Source organism: Brevibacterium oceani, from assembly GCF_013623835.1.
GTDB classification, from domain to species: Bacteria; Actinomycetota; Actinomycetes; order Actinomycetales; family Brevibacteriaceae; genus Brevibacterium; species Brevibacterium oceani.
On the sequence record NZ_JABKDE010000004.1, the window covers coordinates 347,338 to 363,085 of the forward strand.

The following is a 15,748-nucleotide window of genomic DNA, read 5'->3' on the forward strand; positions in this document are numbered from 1 at the left end:
CGGTCGCCGAGGAATGAGAACGCGTTTGAACGACAGCCCCGATGAGCCGGAGGCGCCGAAGTCGACGGACCCCGAATCCCCACGCGCAGAACGCACGCAGCGGACACGCCGACGCAGGCGGGGCAAGGCCGCGGGCATTACCGCGGGAGTCCTCGTCCTCATCCTCGGCGGGTACGCCGCCGTCGACGCCTACGACCTCGTCCCCGACCTGCCCGGTTTCCTCACCACGGCTCCGCAGATCGAGGTCCAGACCGTTCCCACTCCGCAGGCGGAGGCGAAGGACGTGCCCGCCCCCGCCTCGGCGGTGGACGACTCCGCCCCCGTGCCGACGACGGTTGCGAAGACGGTCGACGCCATCCTCAAAGATTCGAAGGTCAAGGGATTCGGCCTCGAGGTCCGCGACGGGCTTTCCGATGACGTGCTGTACGCGAAGGACGAGACGACGCCGCGCACACCCGCCTCGGTGACGAAGGTGTTCACCGCGGCCGCGGCACTGAAATCCATCGGCGGGCAGACCCGCCTGGCCACGACGACGAACTTCGACGAGTCCACGAACACCCTGACCCTGACCGGGGGAGGCGACCCGCTGCTCTCGGCCGGCGACTCCGATCCGGCCTCGGTCAACGGACACGGCGGGCTGCGGACTCTGGCCGAGGACACCGCTGCGGCACTCAAGGACGACGACGTCGCCGAGGTGACGCTGAACCTGGACACGAGCCGCTACACGGGCGAGGACTTCGCCTCCGGGTGGGAGCGGGCGGACATCGCCAAGGGAGTCATCACCCCCATCCAACCGCTCATGATCGACACCGGCTACATCGGGTCGAAGGACCGCGAATGGCGCGCCCGCAGCGAACACCCGGCCAAGGATGCGCTCGCCGCATTCGCGAAGGAACTGAAGAAGGCCGGCATCGACGTGACCGGCGGGGACGGCGGCGGGGACAAGGATTCCGCAAGCGACTCCGGAGGCGACTTCGCTGGCGGTGCGAACGGCACCGACAACGCCGACGGCACCGACAACACCAACGGCGCCGAACTCGCCCGGGTGGAGTCGGCGACGATCTCCGAGATCGTTCAGTACGCCCTCGTCCACAGCGACAACGTCGTCGCCGAGGTGCTCGGCAACGAAGTCGCCATCGCCGAGGGCCAGGACGGCAGCCTCACCGAAGGGCCGAAGGCGGTGCTCTCCGCACTCGGCGAGACCGTCGACCTCGGTCGCACGGACCTCGTGGACACCTCGGGGCTGTCCTATGACAACCGGATCGCCCCGCACGATCTCACCACCGTCCTGCAGGCCTCGGTCGTCGCCGATGATTCCCTCGCCGGCCTCATCAGCTACTTCCCCGTCGGCGGGCTGACCGGCACCCTGCACGATCGGTTCCTCGATGAGAAGAACGCCTCGGGGATCGTGCACGCGAAGACCGGCACGCTCTCAACCGTGACCTCACTGGCCGGAGGCGTGCTCGACGCCGAGGGCCGCTACCTCGTGTTCTCCATCCAGATCGACGACGTGGACAAGGACAAGATTTTGGAAGCCAGAACGACCGTGGACGACATCGTCACCTCCCTTGCGGATTGCGGCTGCCGATGATCGTCGATGAGAAGTTCGCCGCCCGCACCGCCCGTGAGCTCGTCGCCGCGAAGAAGGTCCCCGACTCAGACGATCTCGATGCGCTCGTGACCGGGATGAAGGACAACGCGCTCACCGCCCAGGACCTCGTCCTCGACTCGTTCCTGCTCGAGGCCGACCACGCCGATGCGGTGCGCACCCGCTTGGCCGCCGGCACCGTGCTCGTCCTCGACCAGGTCAGCTGGGTCAAGGCCAACGCCCAGTCGATCAACGGCGTGGTCGACGATGCGGCCCTGCTGGCGCCGGTGACCCCGGCCACCGCCAAGGGGGCAGCCGTCGAGGTCGCGGGTGTCCTGTCCCTGCTCTCGACGCGGGTGCTCGGACAGTTCGACCCCTTCGCCGTCGAGACCGGCAGGCTGATGTTCGTCGCCCCTGCCGTGCTCGTCGCCGAGGAGGCGATGGGGGTGGACCCGCGCGACTTCCGCATGTGGGTGGCCCTCCACGAAGCCACCCACCAGGTCCAGTTCGCGACCGCTCCATGGCTGCGCGACCACATGCGCACCCTCCTCTCCGGGGTAGTGTCCACACGGGTGACGATGCCCGGCGTCGGCGGAATCGTCGACCTCTTCGCGACACTCGGACGCATCGTCAAGGGTGAGGCCAGCCTCGTCGACCTCATCCGCGACGATGACATGCGCGCCGCCCTCGACGAGGCCACCGCGATCCTCTCCCTCCTCGAAGGGCATGCCGACGTCGTCATGGACGAGGTCGGGGCCGGGGCGATCCCCAGCGTGCGTCGCCTGCGGCGGAAGTTCGAGGCCCGCCGGGACGCCGGACAGGGCGGGTTCCTGTCGAATCTGCTGGGCATGGATCTCAAACTCGCCCAATACCGCGACGGCGCGAAGTTCGTCCGGGCCGTGCGCCGCGAGGTCGGGCAGAAGGGCTTCTCCCGCATCTACGCCGAACCTGCGAATCTGCCGTCGACGAACGAGATCCATCAGCCGCAGCTCTGGCTCGACCGTGTCCATGGCTGATTCCCCTTCGCCGAGGCGGCCGACCCTCGACCCGGCCAGCGGAGCCGTCCGCAACGCCGTGCGGGCCGGGCTGGCCGAGGCTGACGCCGTCGGCGCAGGCCCGAACGCTGGTGAGGCGGGCACCGCGAGGTCGGGTTCTGGTGCCGTCCCGAGTGCCATCGTCGCGGTGTCCGGGGGAGCGGATTCGATGGCGCTGCTCCACGCGGCCGCCTTCCTGCACCGGCGCGGGGAGGTCTGCGCCCGGGCCGTGACCGTCGACCACGGACTCCAGTCCCGGTCCGCCGAGGTGGCCCGCCGTGTCGTCGCCGCCGCTGAGTCCTGGGGGGTGCCCGCCGAGATCCGCACCGTGACCATCACCGCCGGACAGGAAGGGCTCGAAGCCGCCGCCCGCGACGCCCGCTACACCGCGCTCGACGACGCACGGATCGACGCCGACGCCGAATGGATTCTCACCGCCCACACCCGCAGCGACCAGGCCGAGACCGTGCTCCTCGGACTCATGCGCGGTTCGGGAACCCGCTCCCTGGCCGGGATGAGCCCGCGCACCGGCCGAGTGCTGCGCCCCCTGCTCGGCCTCGACCGGGAGCAGACCGAATCCTCCTGCTCGGCACAGGGCATCGAGGTCTGGAACGACCCGATGAACGACGACGATTCCTTCGCCCGGGTCCGCACCCGGCGACTGCTCGCCGGTCTCGAGACCGACCTCGGACAGCCGATCACCGCGAACCTCGCCCGCACCGCCGACCTGTGTCGCGCCGATGCGGATTTCCTCGACGACCGCGCGGAAGAGGCGGGGGCACGATTCCTCGGCGTCGCCTCGGTGCCGGTGGACTCCTTCACAGCCCTCGACGACGCGGTGCTCGGCCGCGTCGTCCGCGATTGGGTGCTCTCCCTCGGGGTGAGTGCGCAGAACCTCGGCGCCGCCCGGGTGGCCGAACTGATGACCCTCATCCGCAGCCGGAACCGCGGCCGACTGTCGCTGCCCGGCGATACCGAGGTCGTCATCGATCGCGGCCTGATCGTGTTCCAGGCGGCGGCCAAGGCGCGCACGGACACCTGACCGGTCCCGGCTGACACCGACCGGCCCGGGCGGCTCGTCACCGACCGGCCCGGGCGGCTCGTCACCGACCGTGACCGGCCGGGCGTGATCAGCTCAGCCGGGTTCCGTCGAGCAGCCGCCCACCCGAGGCGATGAGCCTTCCCGCCTTGAACACGTCGCGTTCCGTCGGGCAGTCCATGATCGCCGAGGTCACCGTGTCGGCATCGAGGAGAACGAAGTCGGCCGGGGCGCCTGGAGCCAGACCGAAGCGGTCGTCATCGAGCAGCTCCGTACCGTCCGGGCGGGCTCCGGCCATCACCCGGGCACCTCCGCGGGAGGCGATGTCGAGGCAGCCTTCGATATCGGCATCACGCCGGAAGCCGTTCGTGAACGCCAGCTGCCAGGTCCGGCGCAGCAGGTCACCATCACCGTAGGGACCCCAGTAGTCGCGCTGACCGTCCTCACCGAGGCCGAGGGCGATGGAACGCTCAGCGATCAGCGCCTGCGGCAGCGCCCCCTTGGCCGGTGCCACCGTCGTCAGGGACACTCCGGCATCGGCGAGGACATCGAGGATCCGTCCGACCTCGGACTCCGGGTTCGTATTCAGCGCAAAGGCATGAGAGACCGTGACCTGCCCGTCCATGCCCGCCGCCCGGGTGCGGGCCGCGATCTCCTCGAGCGAGAACAGCCCCGCCGTCCCCGCCTCGTGGAGATGGATGTCGATGCCCTTGCCGTGCTTCTCGGCCAGATCGAAGACGACGTCAAGGTGGGAGACCGGATCCCGGTCGTACAGCAGCGGATCGAGACCCCCGACGAGATCGGCGCCCTCGGACAGTGCCGCATCGAGCAGCTCCCGCACACCCTGCTCGGCAACGATCCCGGCCTGCGGGAACGCCACGATCTGGAAGTCGAGGACATCGGCATGCGCAGCCAGAGCCTCCTTGACCCCGTGGAACCGCTCGAGCCCGCAGTCGGCATCAACCTGGGCGTGCGAGCGGATGCGGGTCCCACCCGAAGCGATGATCGTCTCGATCGCGTAGGCGGCCTGGGCGGCGACGCTGCGTTCCCCGGACCGCCAGTTCTCCCGATCGTTCATGATGTATCCGTGCAGGGTGCCGTCGGCGGTGTGCGGCCGGAAGGTCTGACCCATCCGATTCGAATCCAGGTGCGCATGGACATCGCCGAGGCTGGGCAGCAGGATCCGCCCCGCCCCGTCGATGACCTCGGGGCCGGTGACCGAATCAGGTCCCAAGCTGTGCTGGTCTGCCGAGTCGGCCCCCGCGGTCGGAGCACCGGCGGCAGGGGAGAAGCCGGAGAACCGGCCTTCTGAGATCTCGACATCGACCGCCGGGGCCTCGGGCACACGCGGAAACAGTCGCACATTCTTCACAGTCGTCATGGGTTCAGCCTAAGCCGAGAAAACGGTATACCATCGGAGGCGGCGTGGGCCTGTCGCGGTCCCCGCCGCCTAACGATGACAGGCGTCTGAAAGGATGAGCTCATGACGACTTCGCCCGAGCTCGGGTTCCGCCGCTCGCGCGGACTCGATGTGCTGGCACTGGCCTGCCTCGTCCTCATCGCCGCCTCTCTGCGACCGGCCGCCTCGTCGCTGGGACCCGTGCTCGCCGAGGTCAGCGACGGGTTCTCGCTCGCGGAATGGCAGACTGGTCTGCTCACGGCCCTGCCCGGCCTCGTCTTCGCGATCTGCGGCATCATCGCCGTACCCCTGCTGAAGAGGCTCGGGCTGTTTGCGAGCCTGGCGCTCAGCTGCTCCCTCATCGTCCTCGGCGTCGGGCTGCGCGCGGTCGTCGGCGAATGGACGTTCTTCGCTCTGCTCACGGTCCTCGCGCTGGCCGGGATGTCGATCGGCAACGTCATCCTGCCCGTCTACGTCAAGACCCGATTCCCGCACCGGCCCACGCTCGGAGCCACGACCTTCACCGTCTCCCTCGGGCTCGGCTCGATGCTGCCCTCGCTGTTCACCGCCCCCATCGTCGAGGCATTCGGCAGCTGGCGCTTCGGCCTCGGCTTCTGGCTTCTCATCCCTGCCTCGGCCCTCATCACCTGGACCGCCCTGAGGCTGCTGGGCTCCGTCCCCGACCCAGGGCGGAAGCGCACCGAGGCGGGTGAGGAGTCGCAGGACGCGCCGCCTCGGCGATCCGTCTTCACCTCTCCGAAGGCCCGGTACATGGCGATGTTCTTCGGGCTCCAATCGGCCAACGCCTACGTCCAGTTCGGCTGGGTCCCGCAGATCTACCGCGACGCCGGCCTCGACCCGTTCCTCGCCGGGATCATGCTCACCATCGTCAGCTTCGGCGGGCTGCCCGGCGGATTCCTCGCCCCGCAGATCATCGTCCGCAACATCGCCCCGCGCGCCTTCCTCGTCTCCTTCGCCGTCAGCGCCGTCGCCGGCTACCTCGGCCTGCTGCTGGCTCCCGATACCCTGCCCGCGCTGTGGGCGGTCTTCCTCGCCTATGGAGGATTCGCGTTCCCCGCAGCGCTCGCCCTCATCACCTCTCGGACCAGGAACGTGTCCGTCACGGCCTCCACCTCGGCGTTCGTGCAGTCGACCGGCTACGTCCTCGCCGCGGTCGGACCGCTGGTGGTCGGCGGTCTGCTCGGCTGGAGCGGAGGCTGGAGCGTGCCGCTGATGTTCATGGTCGCAGTCTCCGCTCTCATGGGAATCACCGGCTGGGCCTCGGCGGGGCCCGGCAGCGTCGACGACGAACTCGAACCACACGGCGGTCCCGGTGGCACAGGGGCGAGAGACTGACCCATAATGGAAGCACCAGGACCCCATCTGAGGAGAATCGACACTCGTGGACATCAACGATCTCGGCAATGACATCGACAAAGTACTCGTCTCGGAAGAGCAGATAGCCGCACGACTCGTTGAACTGGCAGCCGCCATCGATGACGACTACAGAGACAAGGACATCCTCCTCGTCGGCGTGCTCAAGGGTGCCGTCATGGTCATGGCCGACCTCGCCCGCGCCCTGCACTCACCGGTGACGATGGACTGGATGGCCGTGTCCTCCTACGGATCGGGGACGAAGTCCTCCGGCGTCGTGCGCATCCTCAAGGACCTCGACACCGACCTCACTGATCGTCACGTCCTCATCGTCGAGGACATCATCGACTCCGGTCTGACCCTGTCCTGGCTGGTCCAGAACCTGCGCACCCGCGGTGCCGCGACCGTGGAGATCTGCACGATGCTGCGCAAGCCCGAGGCCGTCAAGGTCGACATCGACGTCAAGTACGTCGGCTTCGACGTGCCCAACGAATTCGTCATCGGCTACGGCCTCGACTATGCCGAGAAGTACCGCAACGTGCCCTTCGTGGCGACGCTGGCTCAGCACGTCTACAGCTGAGTCTGTTTTACGCTCGCGGCGAACCGGCCTGTCTCCCACTGTCCGCGGCGGAATAGATCCGCTCGGATTCGGGCTATGCCGGTGCACTGTCATCGCGGTGCGTCGGCATCGCGGTGACTCGCGGTCGCGGTGCATCGGCATCGCAGGGCCCGTCGATTCGGGCTGTGCCGGTGCGAAGTACTAGGCTGTGGGGGATGTTCCCAGGCAGCCTAGGTAGCCTGAAACGGTTGCCCACATCTTTTTCCTGAGAGGACTTATGGCCGAGTCGAAGAAACGTCGCCCGCTGCTGAACAAGGCGACGAGGGGCCCACTGGTCTGGATCGTCATGGCGCTGCTCGTGGTCTCGATCGGCGCTCTGCTCTTCAGCCAGACCGGTTTCAGCCAGATCGACACAGAACAGGGTCTGGAGCTGCTGGGAGACGACAAGGTCGAACAGGCGAAGATCGTCGACAAGGATCAGCGCGTCGACCTCACCCTCAAGGACGACTACAAGGTCGACGGCAAGGACTTCGGCAAGAAGGTCCAGTTCTTCTACATCGAACAGCGCGGCGACCAGGTCGTCAAGGCCGTCGACACCGCGAAGCCGGACAAGGGGTTCACCGACGAGGTGCCCAAACAGTCCTGGCTGATGTCGCTGCTGGGCACCCTCATCCCGTTCGTCATCATCTTCATCGTCTTCTGGTTCCTCATCTCCCAGATGTCGGGCGGGAAGATGATGAGCTTCGGCAAATCGAAGGCCAAGCTCGTCAACAAGGAGAACCCGGACGTCACATTCAAGGACGTCGCCGGCGTGGACGAAGCCCTCGAAGAACTCGAAGAGATCAAGGAGTTCCTCGCCGAACCCGAGAAGTTCAAGGCCGTCGGCGCGAAGATCCCCAAGGGCGTGCTCCTCTACGGCCAGCCCGGCACCGGTAAGACCCTGCTGGCGAAGGCCGTCGCCGGTGAGGCCGGTGTGCCGTTCTACTCGATCTCCGGTTCGGACTTCGTCGAGATGTACGTCGGCGTCGGTGCCTCGCGCGTCCGCGACCTCTTCGAACAGGCGAAGTCCAACGCCCCGTGCATCATCTTCATCGACGAGATCGACGCCGTCGGCCGCCAGCGCGGCGCCGGCATGGGCGGCGGTCACGATGAGCGGGAGCAGACGCTCAACCAGCTCCTCGTCGAGATGGACGGCTTCGACGTCAAGACCAACGTCATCCTCATCGCCGCGACGAACCGTCCCGACGTCCTCGACCCGGCGCTGCTGCGTCCCGGCCGCTTCGACCGGCAGATCCCCGTCGAAGCCCCGGATATGAAGGGCCGCCAGCACATCCTCGAGGTCCACGCCGCCGACAAGCCGCTGGCCGACGAGGTCGACCTCGGCCAGGTGGCCAAGCGCACCCCCGGGTTCTCCGGCGCGGATCTCGCCAACGTCCTCAACGAGGCGGCCCTGCTCACCGCCCGCGAAGGTGCGAAGGTCATCGACAACCGGATCCTCGACGAAGCCATCGACCGGGTCATCGCCGGCCCGCAGAAGCGGACCCGTCTGATGAACGACAAGGAACGCCTCGTCACCGCCTACCACGAGGGCGGACACGCTCTGGTGGCCGCGGCCATGAACCAGACCGACCCGGTCACGAAGGTCACGATCCTCCCGCGCGGTCGGGCTTTGGGCTACACTATGGTGCTGCCGAGCGAGGACAAGTACTCCACCACCCGCAACGAGCTGCTCGACCAGCTCGCCTACGCGATGGGCGGACGCGTGGCCGAGGAGATCGTCTTCCACGATCCGACGACCGGAGCGAGCAATGACATCGAGAAGGCGACGAACATCGCCCGGAAGATGGTCACCCAGTACGGCATGAGCGAGAAGCTGGGCATGGTCAAGATCGGCGACGATCAGTCCGAGCCCTTCGCCGGACGCGGTTACGGCGGCGGCGACGAATACGGCGACTCGACCTTGTCCTCGATCGATGTCGAGGTCCGCGGACTCATCGACTCCGCCCACGCCGACGCCTACTGGGCGCTGACGCACAACCGCGACGTCCTCGACAATCTCGCCTACCAGCTGCTCGAACGCGAGACCCTCGACCAGGCGGCTCTCGAGGCGATCTTCGCCGCCGTCGTCAAGCGCCCCGTCCGCGACGTGTGGCTGGCCCACGACGACCGCCCGGTGTCCGAACGCGGACCCATCGATCCGCCCGCCCCGCAGAACGGCCGGACCTCAGGTGAGGGTTCGACCGACGCCGAGGTGGACACGACCGACATCCCCGGCGCCGGACCTTCGGGTGTGAGCGGACCGAACGTGCCGCACAATCCGCCGGGACCCCAGAACCCGAACGATCCGGGCACACAGGGATCCCAGAACCCGAACGATGACAGAGGGAACAGCATCTGATGGCCGACATCGAAGGGGCAGTCGCCGGTCTCGGCGAGCCTCCGGCAGGGCACGAGAACAAGGTCGACCAGGGCCGAATCGCCGCTGCCGTACGTGAGATCCTCATCGCCGTCGGCGAGGACCCCGACCGGGAAGGACTCGTCGAGACCCCTGGCCGTGTCGCGCGGGCGTATGAGGAGATCTTCGCCGGACTCCACCGCGAGCCCTCCGAGGTCCTCGGCGTCACTTTCGACATCAGCCACGAAGAGCTCGTGCTCGTCCGCGACATCGACCTGTACTCGACGTGCGAACACCACCTCGTGCCCTTCCACGGCGTCGCCCACATCGGCTACATTCCCAGCAAGCAGGGCAAGGTCACCGGCCTGTCGAAGCTCGCCCGCCTCGTCGAGATCTACGCCCGCCGTCCGCAGGTTCAGGAGCGCCTGACCTCGCAGATCGCCGACGCCCTCGTCGAACACCTCGAACCTCAGGGCGTCATCGTCGTCGTCGAAGCCGAGCACCTGTGCATGACGATGCGCGGGGTCCGCAAGCCCGGAGCCTCGACGATCACCTCGGCCGTGCGCGGGCAGCTGCGCGAAAGCGCCTCCCGCGCCGAAGCGATGAGCCTGATCCTCGGCCGCTAGAGACTCGGACGTGAGAGAACCGACGATGGACATGTCTGCGAAGCAGGAGGCAGCGATGCACGTTCCCGGACGGCGCGAACGCACGAAGATCATGGGCGTCCTCAATGTCACCCCGGACTCGTTCTCCGACGGAGGACTCTGGTTCGATCACGAGAAGGCGGTCGCCCACGGGCTCGAACTCATGGCCGCCGGCGCCGACATCATCGACGTCGGAGGGGAGTCGACGAGGCCCGGCTCCGTGCGCGTCGACGAAGACGAAGAGCTGCGTCGCGTCATCCCCGTCGTCCGTGAACTCGCCGCCGCCGGCGCTGTGATCAGCGTCGACACGATGCGCGCCCGCGTCGCCCGGGACTCCCTGTCCGCCGGTGCCCACATCATCAACGACGTCTCCGCCGGTCAGTCCGACCCCAGCATGCTCGCGCTCGCCGCCGAGTCCGCCGCACCCGTCGTGCTCATGCACTGGCGCGGCTACCTCGATCAGGCATCAGCGACCTTCCACTACGACGATGTCGTCGCCGAGGTGATCGACGAGCTGCGCGCCCGCATCGACGAAGCCATCGCCGTCGGGGTCGACCCTGCGAACATCATCGTCGACCCAGGGCTCGGATTCTCGAAGAACGCCGAACACAACTGGCAGATCCTCGCCGCCCTCGACGCGTTCTCCGTCCTCGACCACCGACTCCTCGTCGCCGCCAGCCGCAAACGCTTCATCTCCAGCCTCATCAGCCCTGAGGACCCGAAGCTCGCCGAACAGGCGGCCAAGGATCAGGCGACGGCCACGATCTCGGCCATCTCCGCACAGGCCGGCGCCTGGGCGGTCCGCGTCCACGATCCGGCCACCTCGGCGATCGCCTGCCGAGTCGTCGACGCCGTCGTCGACCACGCCCCGGCGCACGTCGGGACCGGCGGTTCAGCCGGGACTGACGGTTCTGCCGGGCCGGCGCAGAGCGGGGGAGCGGTATGAGCGAGAGTGCGGCAGCCACGGCGCCGGACCGGATCGAGCTGCGCGGACTGCGCGTCCACGGCAACCACGGCGTCTTCGAATTCGAGAAGCGCGAAGGCCAGGACTTCGTCATCGACGTCACCCTGCACACCTCCGTGGCCCGGGCGGCGGCGACCGACGACCTCACCGAGACCATCCACTACGGCGAACTCGCCGAAGACGTCGCCGGCATCGTCGAGAACACCACCTTCGACCTCATCGAGACCCTGGCCGAGACCATCGCGGATCACTGCCTGAACCTGTGCGATCACGTCGAGGTCGTCGTCCACAAACCCTCCGCACCGATCCGACGGACCTTCAACGACGTCAGCGTCAGTGTCGAACGCCGCCGCGCAGCAGCGAACGGAACTGATCGGTCGGCCGGACGCAGCGAGGCCCACCTCAACCTCGGGGCCAACCTCGGTGATGCCCGCGACACCCTCGACCAGGCCGTCGAGGCGCTCGAGCGGCACCCTGAGATCAGCGTCGAGAAACGCTCCTCGCTCTATCGGACGGCGCCCTGGGGAGGGGTCGACCAGAACGACTTCCTCAACCTCGGGCTCATCGTCAACACCACCCTGAACGCCGCCGAGCTGCTGGCGGTCGCCCAGGGCATCGAAGTCGCCTGCGGGCGCACCCGGGAGCTGCGCTGGGGGCCGCGCACACTCGACATCGACCTCATCCGCTTCGGCGCGGGCGACGACGAACTGGTCAGCGACACGGATCGTCTCACGCTGCCGCACCCGCGCGCCCATGAACGGGCCTTCGTGCTCGCCCCCTGGGCCGAGCTCGACGCAGGTGTGACCGTGCTGACCCCGCAGGGCAGACGCCCGATCGGCGAGCTGCTCGACGACCTCGACGACCAAGAAGTCACCCGGATCACCTGACCGAGACCGACCGCGATCTGAGAGACTGGATTCCATGCAGAGAACCTCCTCGTCCACCCTCGCCGTCTGGGCCGTGATCGGCACGGTGCTCGCGATCGTGGTCGACGTGGTGCTCGAAAGCCAGGGCTTCGCACTGCCCGGCCTGCCGTGGTTCGCGATCATCGGCATGCTCGTCCTCGCCGCAGTCCTGCTCGTCCTCGGCTGGCCGATCAAGAAGTGGAACGACGGGGACCGGACCAAGGAGATCGACCCGCTCCAAGCCGCCCGGGTCGCCGTCATGGCCAAGGCCAGCGCCCTGACCGGGGCGGGCCTGGCCGGCTGGTACCTCGGCAACGCGGGCTACTACTTCCTGTCGGCCCCGGGCATCCGCAACGACCTCGCGGCAGGTATGCTTGTCGCGATGATCTCCGCCGCGGCACTCATGATCGTCGGCATCATCGTCGAGGGATTCTGCGAGATCCCGCCCCAAGACCCGCCTGGAGCTGAAACAGCATGAACCGTGACCTCTCGTTCTCCATCGGAGCCGATGTGCCCTTCAACCGCGTCAGCCCGAAGTACGGCCTCAAAGAGGTCCTCGCCTCACTGACCCTGCTCATCCCGATGCTCATCGTCGCCCTGGTCTTCGCCATCATCTTCACCGCCGATGTGCCTTGGCTCCACCTCATCTGGGCGGCCATCCTCGTCTACGGGATCATCTCCACCATCATCATCCTCCGTCAGGCGCGGGCCATCGGCTACGCCGAACGCGAGGACGACCTGCTCATCCGCCGCGGCATCATGTTCCACAAGGCCACCGTCGTGCCCTACGGTCGCCTCCAGTTCGTCGATGTCGACGCCGGCCCCATCGACCGCATGTTCGGCCTGGCCACCGTCAAACTCCACACCGCCTCGGCGGCCACGGATGCGACGATCCCCGGACTGCCCCGCGCCGAGGCCGACCGGCTGCGCGACAGCCTCGCCGGACTCGGCCAGGCCAACCTGGCGGGACTGTGACGATGAGCGAGGAACCGAAGCCCACCGAGGAGACCCGTGCCTCAGCAGAGCAGACCCGTGCCTCAGCGGATGCGGGAACCGGGGGTGCCGTCGCCGAGGCGGCCGCCCCCGAAGTCTGGCATCGTGTCCATCCGCTGACGCCGATCCTCGAGAGCATCGGCGTCCTCGTCGGCATCGTCATCGCCGCTGCGTACAGCCTGCAGAACTTCTTCCAGTCGGCCGTCGAGGACCTGGCCAACGGAAAGTCCGTCGACCTCACCTTCGCCGGCTGGCTGCGTACGCATCCGCTCGTGATCCTCGCAGTCGTCGGCGGAATCATCCTCATCCTCCTGCTCACCGCCTTCTTCAGCTGGTTGGCGTGGAGGGTGATGGGATACCGCGTCGATGACGAGGCGATCTACTACCGGCGTGGACTGCTGTCGAAGAAGCTGCGCAAGGCTCGCCTGGACCGGGTGCAGTCGATCGACCTGCAGCAGAAGCTGCTGCCGCGGATGCTCGGCATGGCCGAACTCGTCTTCGACGTCGCCGGCGGCACCGACTCGAACATCTCCCTGAAGTACCTGTCGAAGAAGCGCGCCGAAGAACTGCGCGACGAACTCCTGCGCACCGTCAGGACGAAGAAGCAGCAGGGTGCGGAAGCCCACACGCACGCCCCCGCTCCGGAGGGCGGGTCTGCGGCCTCTGCGCAGGCGGCGAGGGGACCGGCGGCTGCGAGCCCGACGGCCGAGACGCCCGGGACGCCAGTCGCACCGGCAGCCGGCGGCCTCGGAGACGAACCGGAGTCGGGCGTCGACCGGTCCGTTCCCGAACGCGGCGACGACAGCCTCGGTGTGCGCCTGACCAAACGACTCGGTGCCATGGCCGACGGCGTCTCGTCCGAAGCCGAAGGCAGCCTCGGCGATCTGCTCGCCCCGTACCACCTCGCGCCGAGCATCGGGGAGGAGGGTGAGATCATCCGGGTGCCCGTCCACCGCGTCGTCGTCGCCTCGCTGCTCAAGACCGAAACCCTCATCTCCGTCATCGTCGTGCTGGCCGTCATCACCGCCGCCATCGTGATGCTGGCGCTCGGGATCAAGGAAGCCTTCATCCCGATCCTCGTCGGTGTCCTGCCCGGTGTCTTCGCGGCCTTCTCCGTGTTCCGGAAGAACCTCGACAACGCGAACTTCGTCGTCCGCCTCGGCGAATCCGGGCTCGCGGTCAACCACGGACTGTTCTCCACCTCCCGCAAGGTCATCCCCCTCGATCGGATCCAAGCGGTCTGCCTGCACCAGCCGCTGCTGTGGCGGTGGGCCGGATGGTGGCAGGCCGAATACAACATCGCCAGCGACAGCAGCGACAAGGACTCGAACCTGCTGCTGCCCGTCGGCGATGTCGACCAGGCCCTGCTCATGGTCGGCCTCGCACTGCCCGACCCGCAGCTGCCTGAGGGGGTCGCCGCCGACACCCTCGTCCGCTCGGCGATGTACGACCGCAAGTCCACGCATCCGCAGGCGGCCGACGCCGAAGCCCTCTTCCACGGCCAACCCCGCTCCTCCCGGATCCTCGACCCGCTGGTGTGGAGGCGGCGGGCCTACGCGCTGACCGGTTCGCTGCTCGTCCTGCGCCTCGGCGCACTCGACCGCCGCGTCGACTTCGTCCCGCATGTGCGCGTGCAGTCCCTGCGATACCACCAGGGCCCGCTCATGCGCGCCCGCGGACTCGGCACGGTGTCGGTGCACTCGACCGCCGGGCCCATCCACCCGACCGTGACCCACCAGAGCGATGAGGACGCCAAGCGGTTCTTCATCGAACACGCCGAACGCACCCGCATCGCTCGTCAGCGCTTCGACGCCGCGGCCAAGACCGCCCCGGGCGGCAGAGAGGATGAACGATGAGTCAGGACGAGGCTCCACGGCTGGGCATCGGAGTCATCGGCTGCGGTCGGGTCGGAGCCAGCATCGGAGCAGCCTGGCGGCAGGCAGGCCACGCGATCATCGGAGTCAGCGCCACCTCGGCGGCCAGTCGCGAACGCGCCGCGGACATGCTGCCCGGTGTGCCGATCCTCGATCCCGACGCCATCACAGAACGCGCCGAACTCGTGCTGCTGGCCGTACCGGACGATGAGATCGCGCCCCTGGCCACGGGGTTGGCGAACCTCGGTCGGATCCATTCCGGGCAGATCCTCATCCACTGCTCGGGCAGGTACGGAACGGATGTGCTCGAAGCCGGGACCCGCCTCGGCGCCCTGCCCATCGCCCTGCACCCGTCCCTGACGTTCACGGGCACCGACGTCGACCTCACCCGGCTGCGGCAGGCGACGATCGCCGTCACGGCCGCCGCGCCGATCCGACCGGTGGGGGAGGCACTCGTGGTCGAACTCGGCGCCGAACCGATCGCGATCGCCGAGGCCGACCGCCCGCTCTACCACGCGGCCATCACGCATGCGTCGAACCATTCGATCACGATCATCGCCGAAGCGATGGAGATGCTCGCCGAGGCGGGGGTCGAGGATCCGTCTCACGTGCTCCACGCCCTCATCGACGCGAGCACCGCGAACACCCTGCAGAGCGGCGCGAAGGCGCTGACGGGGCCCGTCAGCCGCGGTGACGTCGGCACGGTCGAGGCGCACCTGGCGGCGCTGAGCGAATACAGCCTGAGTCGGTCGAACCCTGCGGCCCGCAACAGCTACATCGCACTGGCGCGGTCGACGACGGCGAAGGCGCTGGCGATGGGACGCATCACCGAAGCGGCCGCGCAGGAGATCCTCGGCGTCCTCGATCAGGCCCTGCTCGAGTCCTGAGTCGACCCCAGCGGTGCTGCTCGACCGATTCCGGCGGGTGTGAGCGAGGGCATCCGAATTCCCCCGTGCGGCGGGTGCACGGTAGCCTTGAAG

The 15,748-nt window shown here is 68.1% G+C and carries 14 protein-coding genes; 13 read left to right on the forward strand and 1 reads right to left on the reverse strand.

Going from position 1 to position 15,748, the window contains the following annotated elements:
- Positions 1-25 precede the first annotated feature (25 nt).
- The 3 genes from HK401_RS11005 to tilS are packed head-to-tail and all read left to right on the forward strand — an operon-like array spanning position 26 to position 3,664.
- Positions 26-1,591 carry a D-alanyl-D-alanine carboxypeptidase/D-alanyl-D-alanine-endopeptidase gene (locus tag HK401_RS11005; RefSeq protein ID WP_258234144.1) on the forward strand — a complete coding sequence of 522 codons (1,566 nt, stop codon included), beginning with the start codon at positions 26-28 and terminating at the stop codon, positions 1,589-1,591.
- Complete coding sequence (locus HK401_RS11010) at positions 1,588-2,604, forward strand: Rv3626c family coenzyme F420 biosynthesis-associated protein (protein WP_181274698.1); 1,017 nt, start codon at positions 1,588-1,590, stop codon at positions 2,602-2,604. Before HK401_RS11005 ends, HK401_RS11010 begins: the two co-directional genes overlap by 4 nt.
- On the forward strand, positions 2,597-3,664 hold the full coding sequence (gene tilS / locus HK401_RS11015) for a tRNA lysidine(34) synthetase TilS (RefSeq protein WP_181274699.1): 1,068 nt from the start codon (positions 2,597-2,599) through the stop codon (positions 3,662-3,664). The genes HK401_RS11010 and tilS overlap by 8 nt, the downstream gene beginning before the upstream one ends.
- Before the next feature lie 88 nt (positions 3,665-3,752).
- Here the strand turns inward: tilS and HK401_RS11020 are convergent, their stop codons facing one another.
- Positions 3,753-5,042, reverse strand: a complete 1,290-nt coding sequence (locus HK401_RS11020; protein ID WP_181274700.1) for an amidohydrolase family protein — start codon at positions 5,040-5,042, stop codon at positions 3,753-3,755.
- Between the two features lie 102 nt (positions 5,043-5,144).
- Here HK401_RS11020 and HK401_RS11025 point away from each other — a divergent pair, with 102 nt between their 5' ends.
- The 10 genes from HK401_RS11025 to HK401_RS11070 all read left to right on the forward strand — a co-directional run bounded on the left by HK401_RS11025 (position 5,145) and on the right by HK401_RS11070 (position 15,655).
- Positions 5,145-6,416 (forward strand): MFS transporter, encoded by a 1,272-nt coding sequence (locus HK401_RS11025; protein WP_181274701.1) that lies wholly within the window; start codon positions 5,145-5,147, stop codon positions 6,414-6,416.
- A gap of 46 nt (positions 6,417-6,462) precedes the next feature.
- Positions 6,463-7,014, forward strand: a complete 552-nt coding sequence (hpt, locus tag HK401_RS11030) for a hypoxanthine phosphoribosyltransferase (RefSeq protein WP_181274702.1) — start codon at positions 6,463-6,465, stop codon at positions 7,012-7,014.
- Between the two features lie 256 nt (positions 7,015-7,270).
- Entirely contained in the window at positions 7,271-9,391 is a 2,121-nt protein-coding gene (gene ftsH, locus HK401_RS11035) for an ATP-dependent zinc metalloprotease FtsH (protein WP_181274703.1), read from the forward strand.
- Positions 9,391-10,014 carry a GTP cyclohydrolase I FolE gene (folE, locus tag HK401_RS11040; RefSeq protein ID WP_219921875.1) on the forward strand — a complete coding sequence of 208 codons (624 nt, stop codon included), beginning with the start codon at positions 9,391-9,393 and terminating at the stop codon, positions 10,012-10,014. Before ftsH ends, folE begins: the two co-directional genes overlap by 1 nt.
- A gap of 31 nt (positions 10,015-10,045) precedes the next feature.
- The gene (gene folP, locus HK401_RS11045; protein ID WP_373563651.1) at positions 10,046-10,978 is read left to right on the forward strand and encodes a dihydropteroate synthase; all 933 of its coding nucleotides are present in this window, start codon (positions 10,046-10,048) and stop codon (positions 10,976-10,978) included.
- Positions 10,975-11,883 (forward strand): 2-amino-4-hydroxy-6-hydroxymethyldihydropteridine diphosphokinase, encoded by a 909-nt coding sequence (gene folK / locus HK401_RS11050; RefSeq protein WP_181274704.1) that lies wholly within the window; start codon positions 10,975-10,977, stop codon positions 11,881-11,883. Before folP ends, folK begins: the two co-directional genes overlap by 4 nt.
- Before the next feature lie 34 nt (positions 11,884-11,917).
- A complete protein-coding gene (locus HK401_RS11055) occupies positions 11,918-12,379 on the forward strand; it encodes a DUF3180 domain-containing protein (RefSeq protein WP_181274705.1) in 462 nt (153 codons plus the stop codon).
- Positions 12,376-12,876 (forward strand): PH domain-containing protein, encoded by a 501-nt coding sequence (locus tag HK401_RS11060; RefSeq protein WP_181274706.1) that lies wholly within the window; start codon positions 12,376-12,378, stop codon positions 12,874-12,876. The genes HK401_RS11055 and HK401_RS11060 overlap by 4 nt, the downstream gene beginning before the upstream one ends.
- Before the next feature lie 2 nt (positions 12,877-12,878).
- Positions 12,879-14,750 carry a PH domain-containing protein gene (locus HK401_RS11065; protein WP_181274707.1) on the forward strand — a complete coding sequence of 624 codons (1,872 nt, stop codon included), beginning with the start codon at positions 12,879-12,881 and terminating at the stop codon, positions 14,748-14,750.
- Entirely contained in the window at positions 14,747-15,655 is a 909-nt protein-coding gene (locus tag HK401_RS11070; protein ID WP_181274708.1) for a Rossmann-like and DUF2520 domain-containing protein, read from the forward strand. Before HK401_RS11065 ends, HK401_RS11070 begins: the two co-directional genes overlap by 4 nt.
- Positions 15,656-15,748 lie beyond the last annotated feature (93 nt).

Excerpts from the sequence above, each read along its gene's own strand:
- HK401_RS11010 (WP_181274698.1), top strand. The coding sequence starts at position 1,588 with ATGATCGTCGATGAGAAGTTCGCCGCCCGCACCGCCCGTGAGCTCGTC.
- tilS (WP_181274699.1), top strand. The coding sequence starts at position 2,597 with ATGGCTGATTCCCCTTCGCCGAGGCGGCCGACCCTCGACCCGGCCAGC.
- HK401_RS11020 (WP_181274700.1), bottom strand. The coding sequence starts at position 5,042 with ATGACGACTGTGAAGAATGTGCGACTGTTTCCGCGTGTGCCCGAGGCC.
- HK401_RS11025 (WP_181274701.1), top strand. The coding sequence starts at position 5,145 with ATGACGACTTCGCCCGAGCTCGGGTTCCGCCGCTCGCGCGGACTCGAT.
- ftsH (WP_181274703.1), top strand. The coding sequence starts at position 7,271 with ATGGCCGAGTCGAAGAAACGTCGCCCGCTGCTGAACAAGGCGACGAGG.
- folE (WP_219921875.1), top strand. The coding sequence starts at position 9,391 with ATGGCCGACATCGAAGGGGCAGTCGCCGGTCTCGGCGAGCCTCCGGCA.
- folP (WP_373563651.1), top strand. The coding sequence starts at position 10,046 with ATGTCTGCGAAGCAGGAGGCAGCGATGCACGTTCCCGGACGGCGCGAA.
- folK (WP_181274704.1), top strand. The coding sequence starts at position 10,975 with ATGAGCGAGAGTGCGGCAGCCACGGCGCCGGACCGGATCGAGCTGCGC.
- HK401_RS11055 (WP_181274705.1), top strand. The coding sequence starts at position 11,918 with ATGCAGAGAACCTCCTCGTCCACCCTCGCCGTCTGGGCCGTGATCGGC.
- HK401_RS11060 (WP_181274706.1), top strand. The coding sequence starts at position 12,376 with ATGAACCGTGACCTCTCGTTCTCCATCGGAGCCGATGTGCCCTTCAAC.
- HK401_RS11065 (WP_181274707.1), top strand. The coding sequence starts at position 12,879 with ATGAGCGAGGAACCGAAGCCCACCGAGGAGACCCGTGCCTCAGCAGAG.
- HK401_RS11070 (WP_181274708.1), top strand. The coding sequence starts at position 14,747 with ATGAGTCAGGACGAGGCTCCACGGCTGGGCATCGGAGTCATCGGCTGC.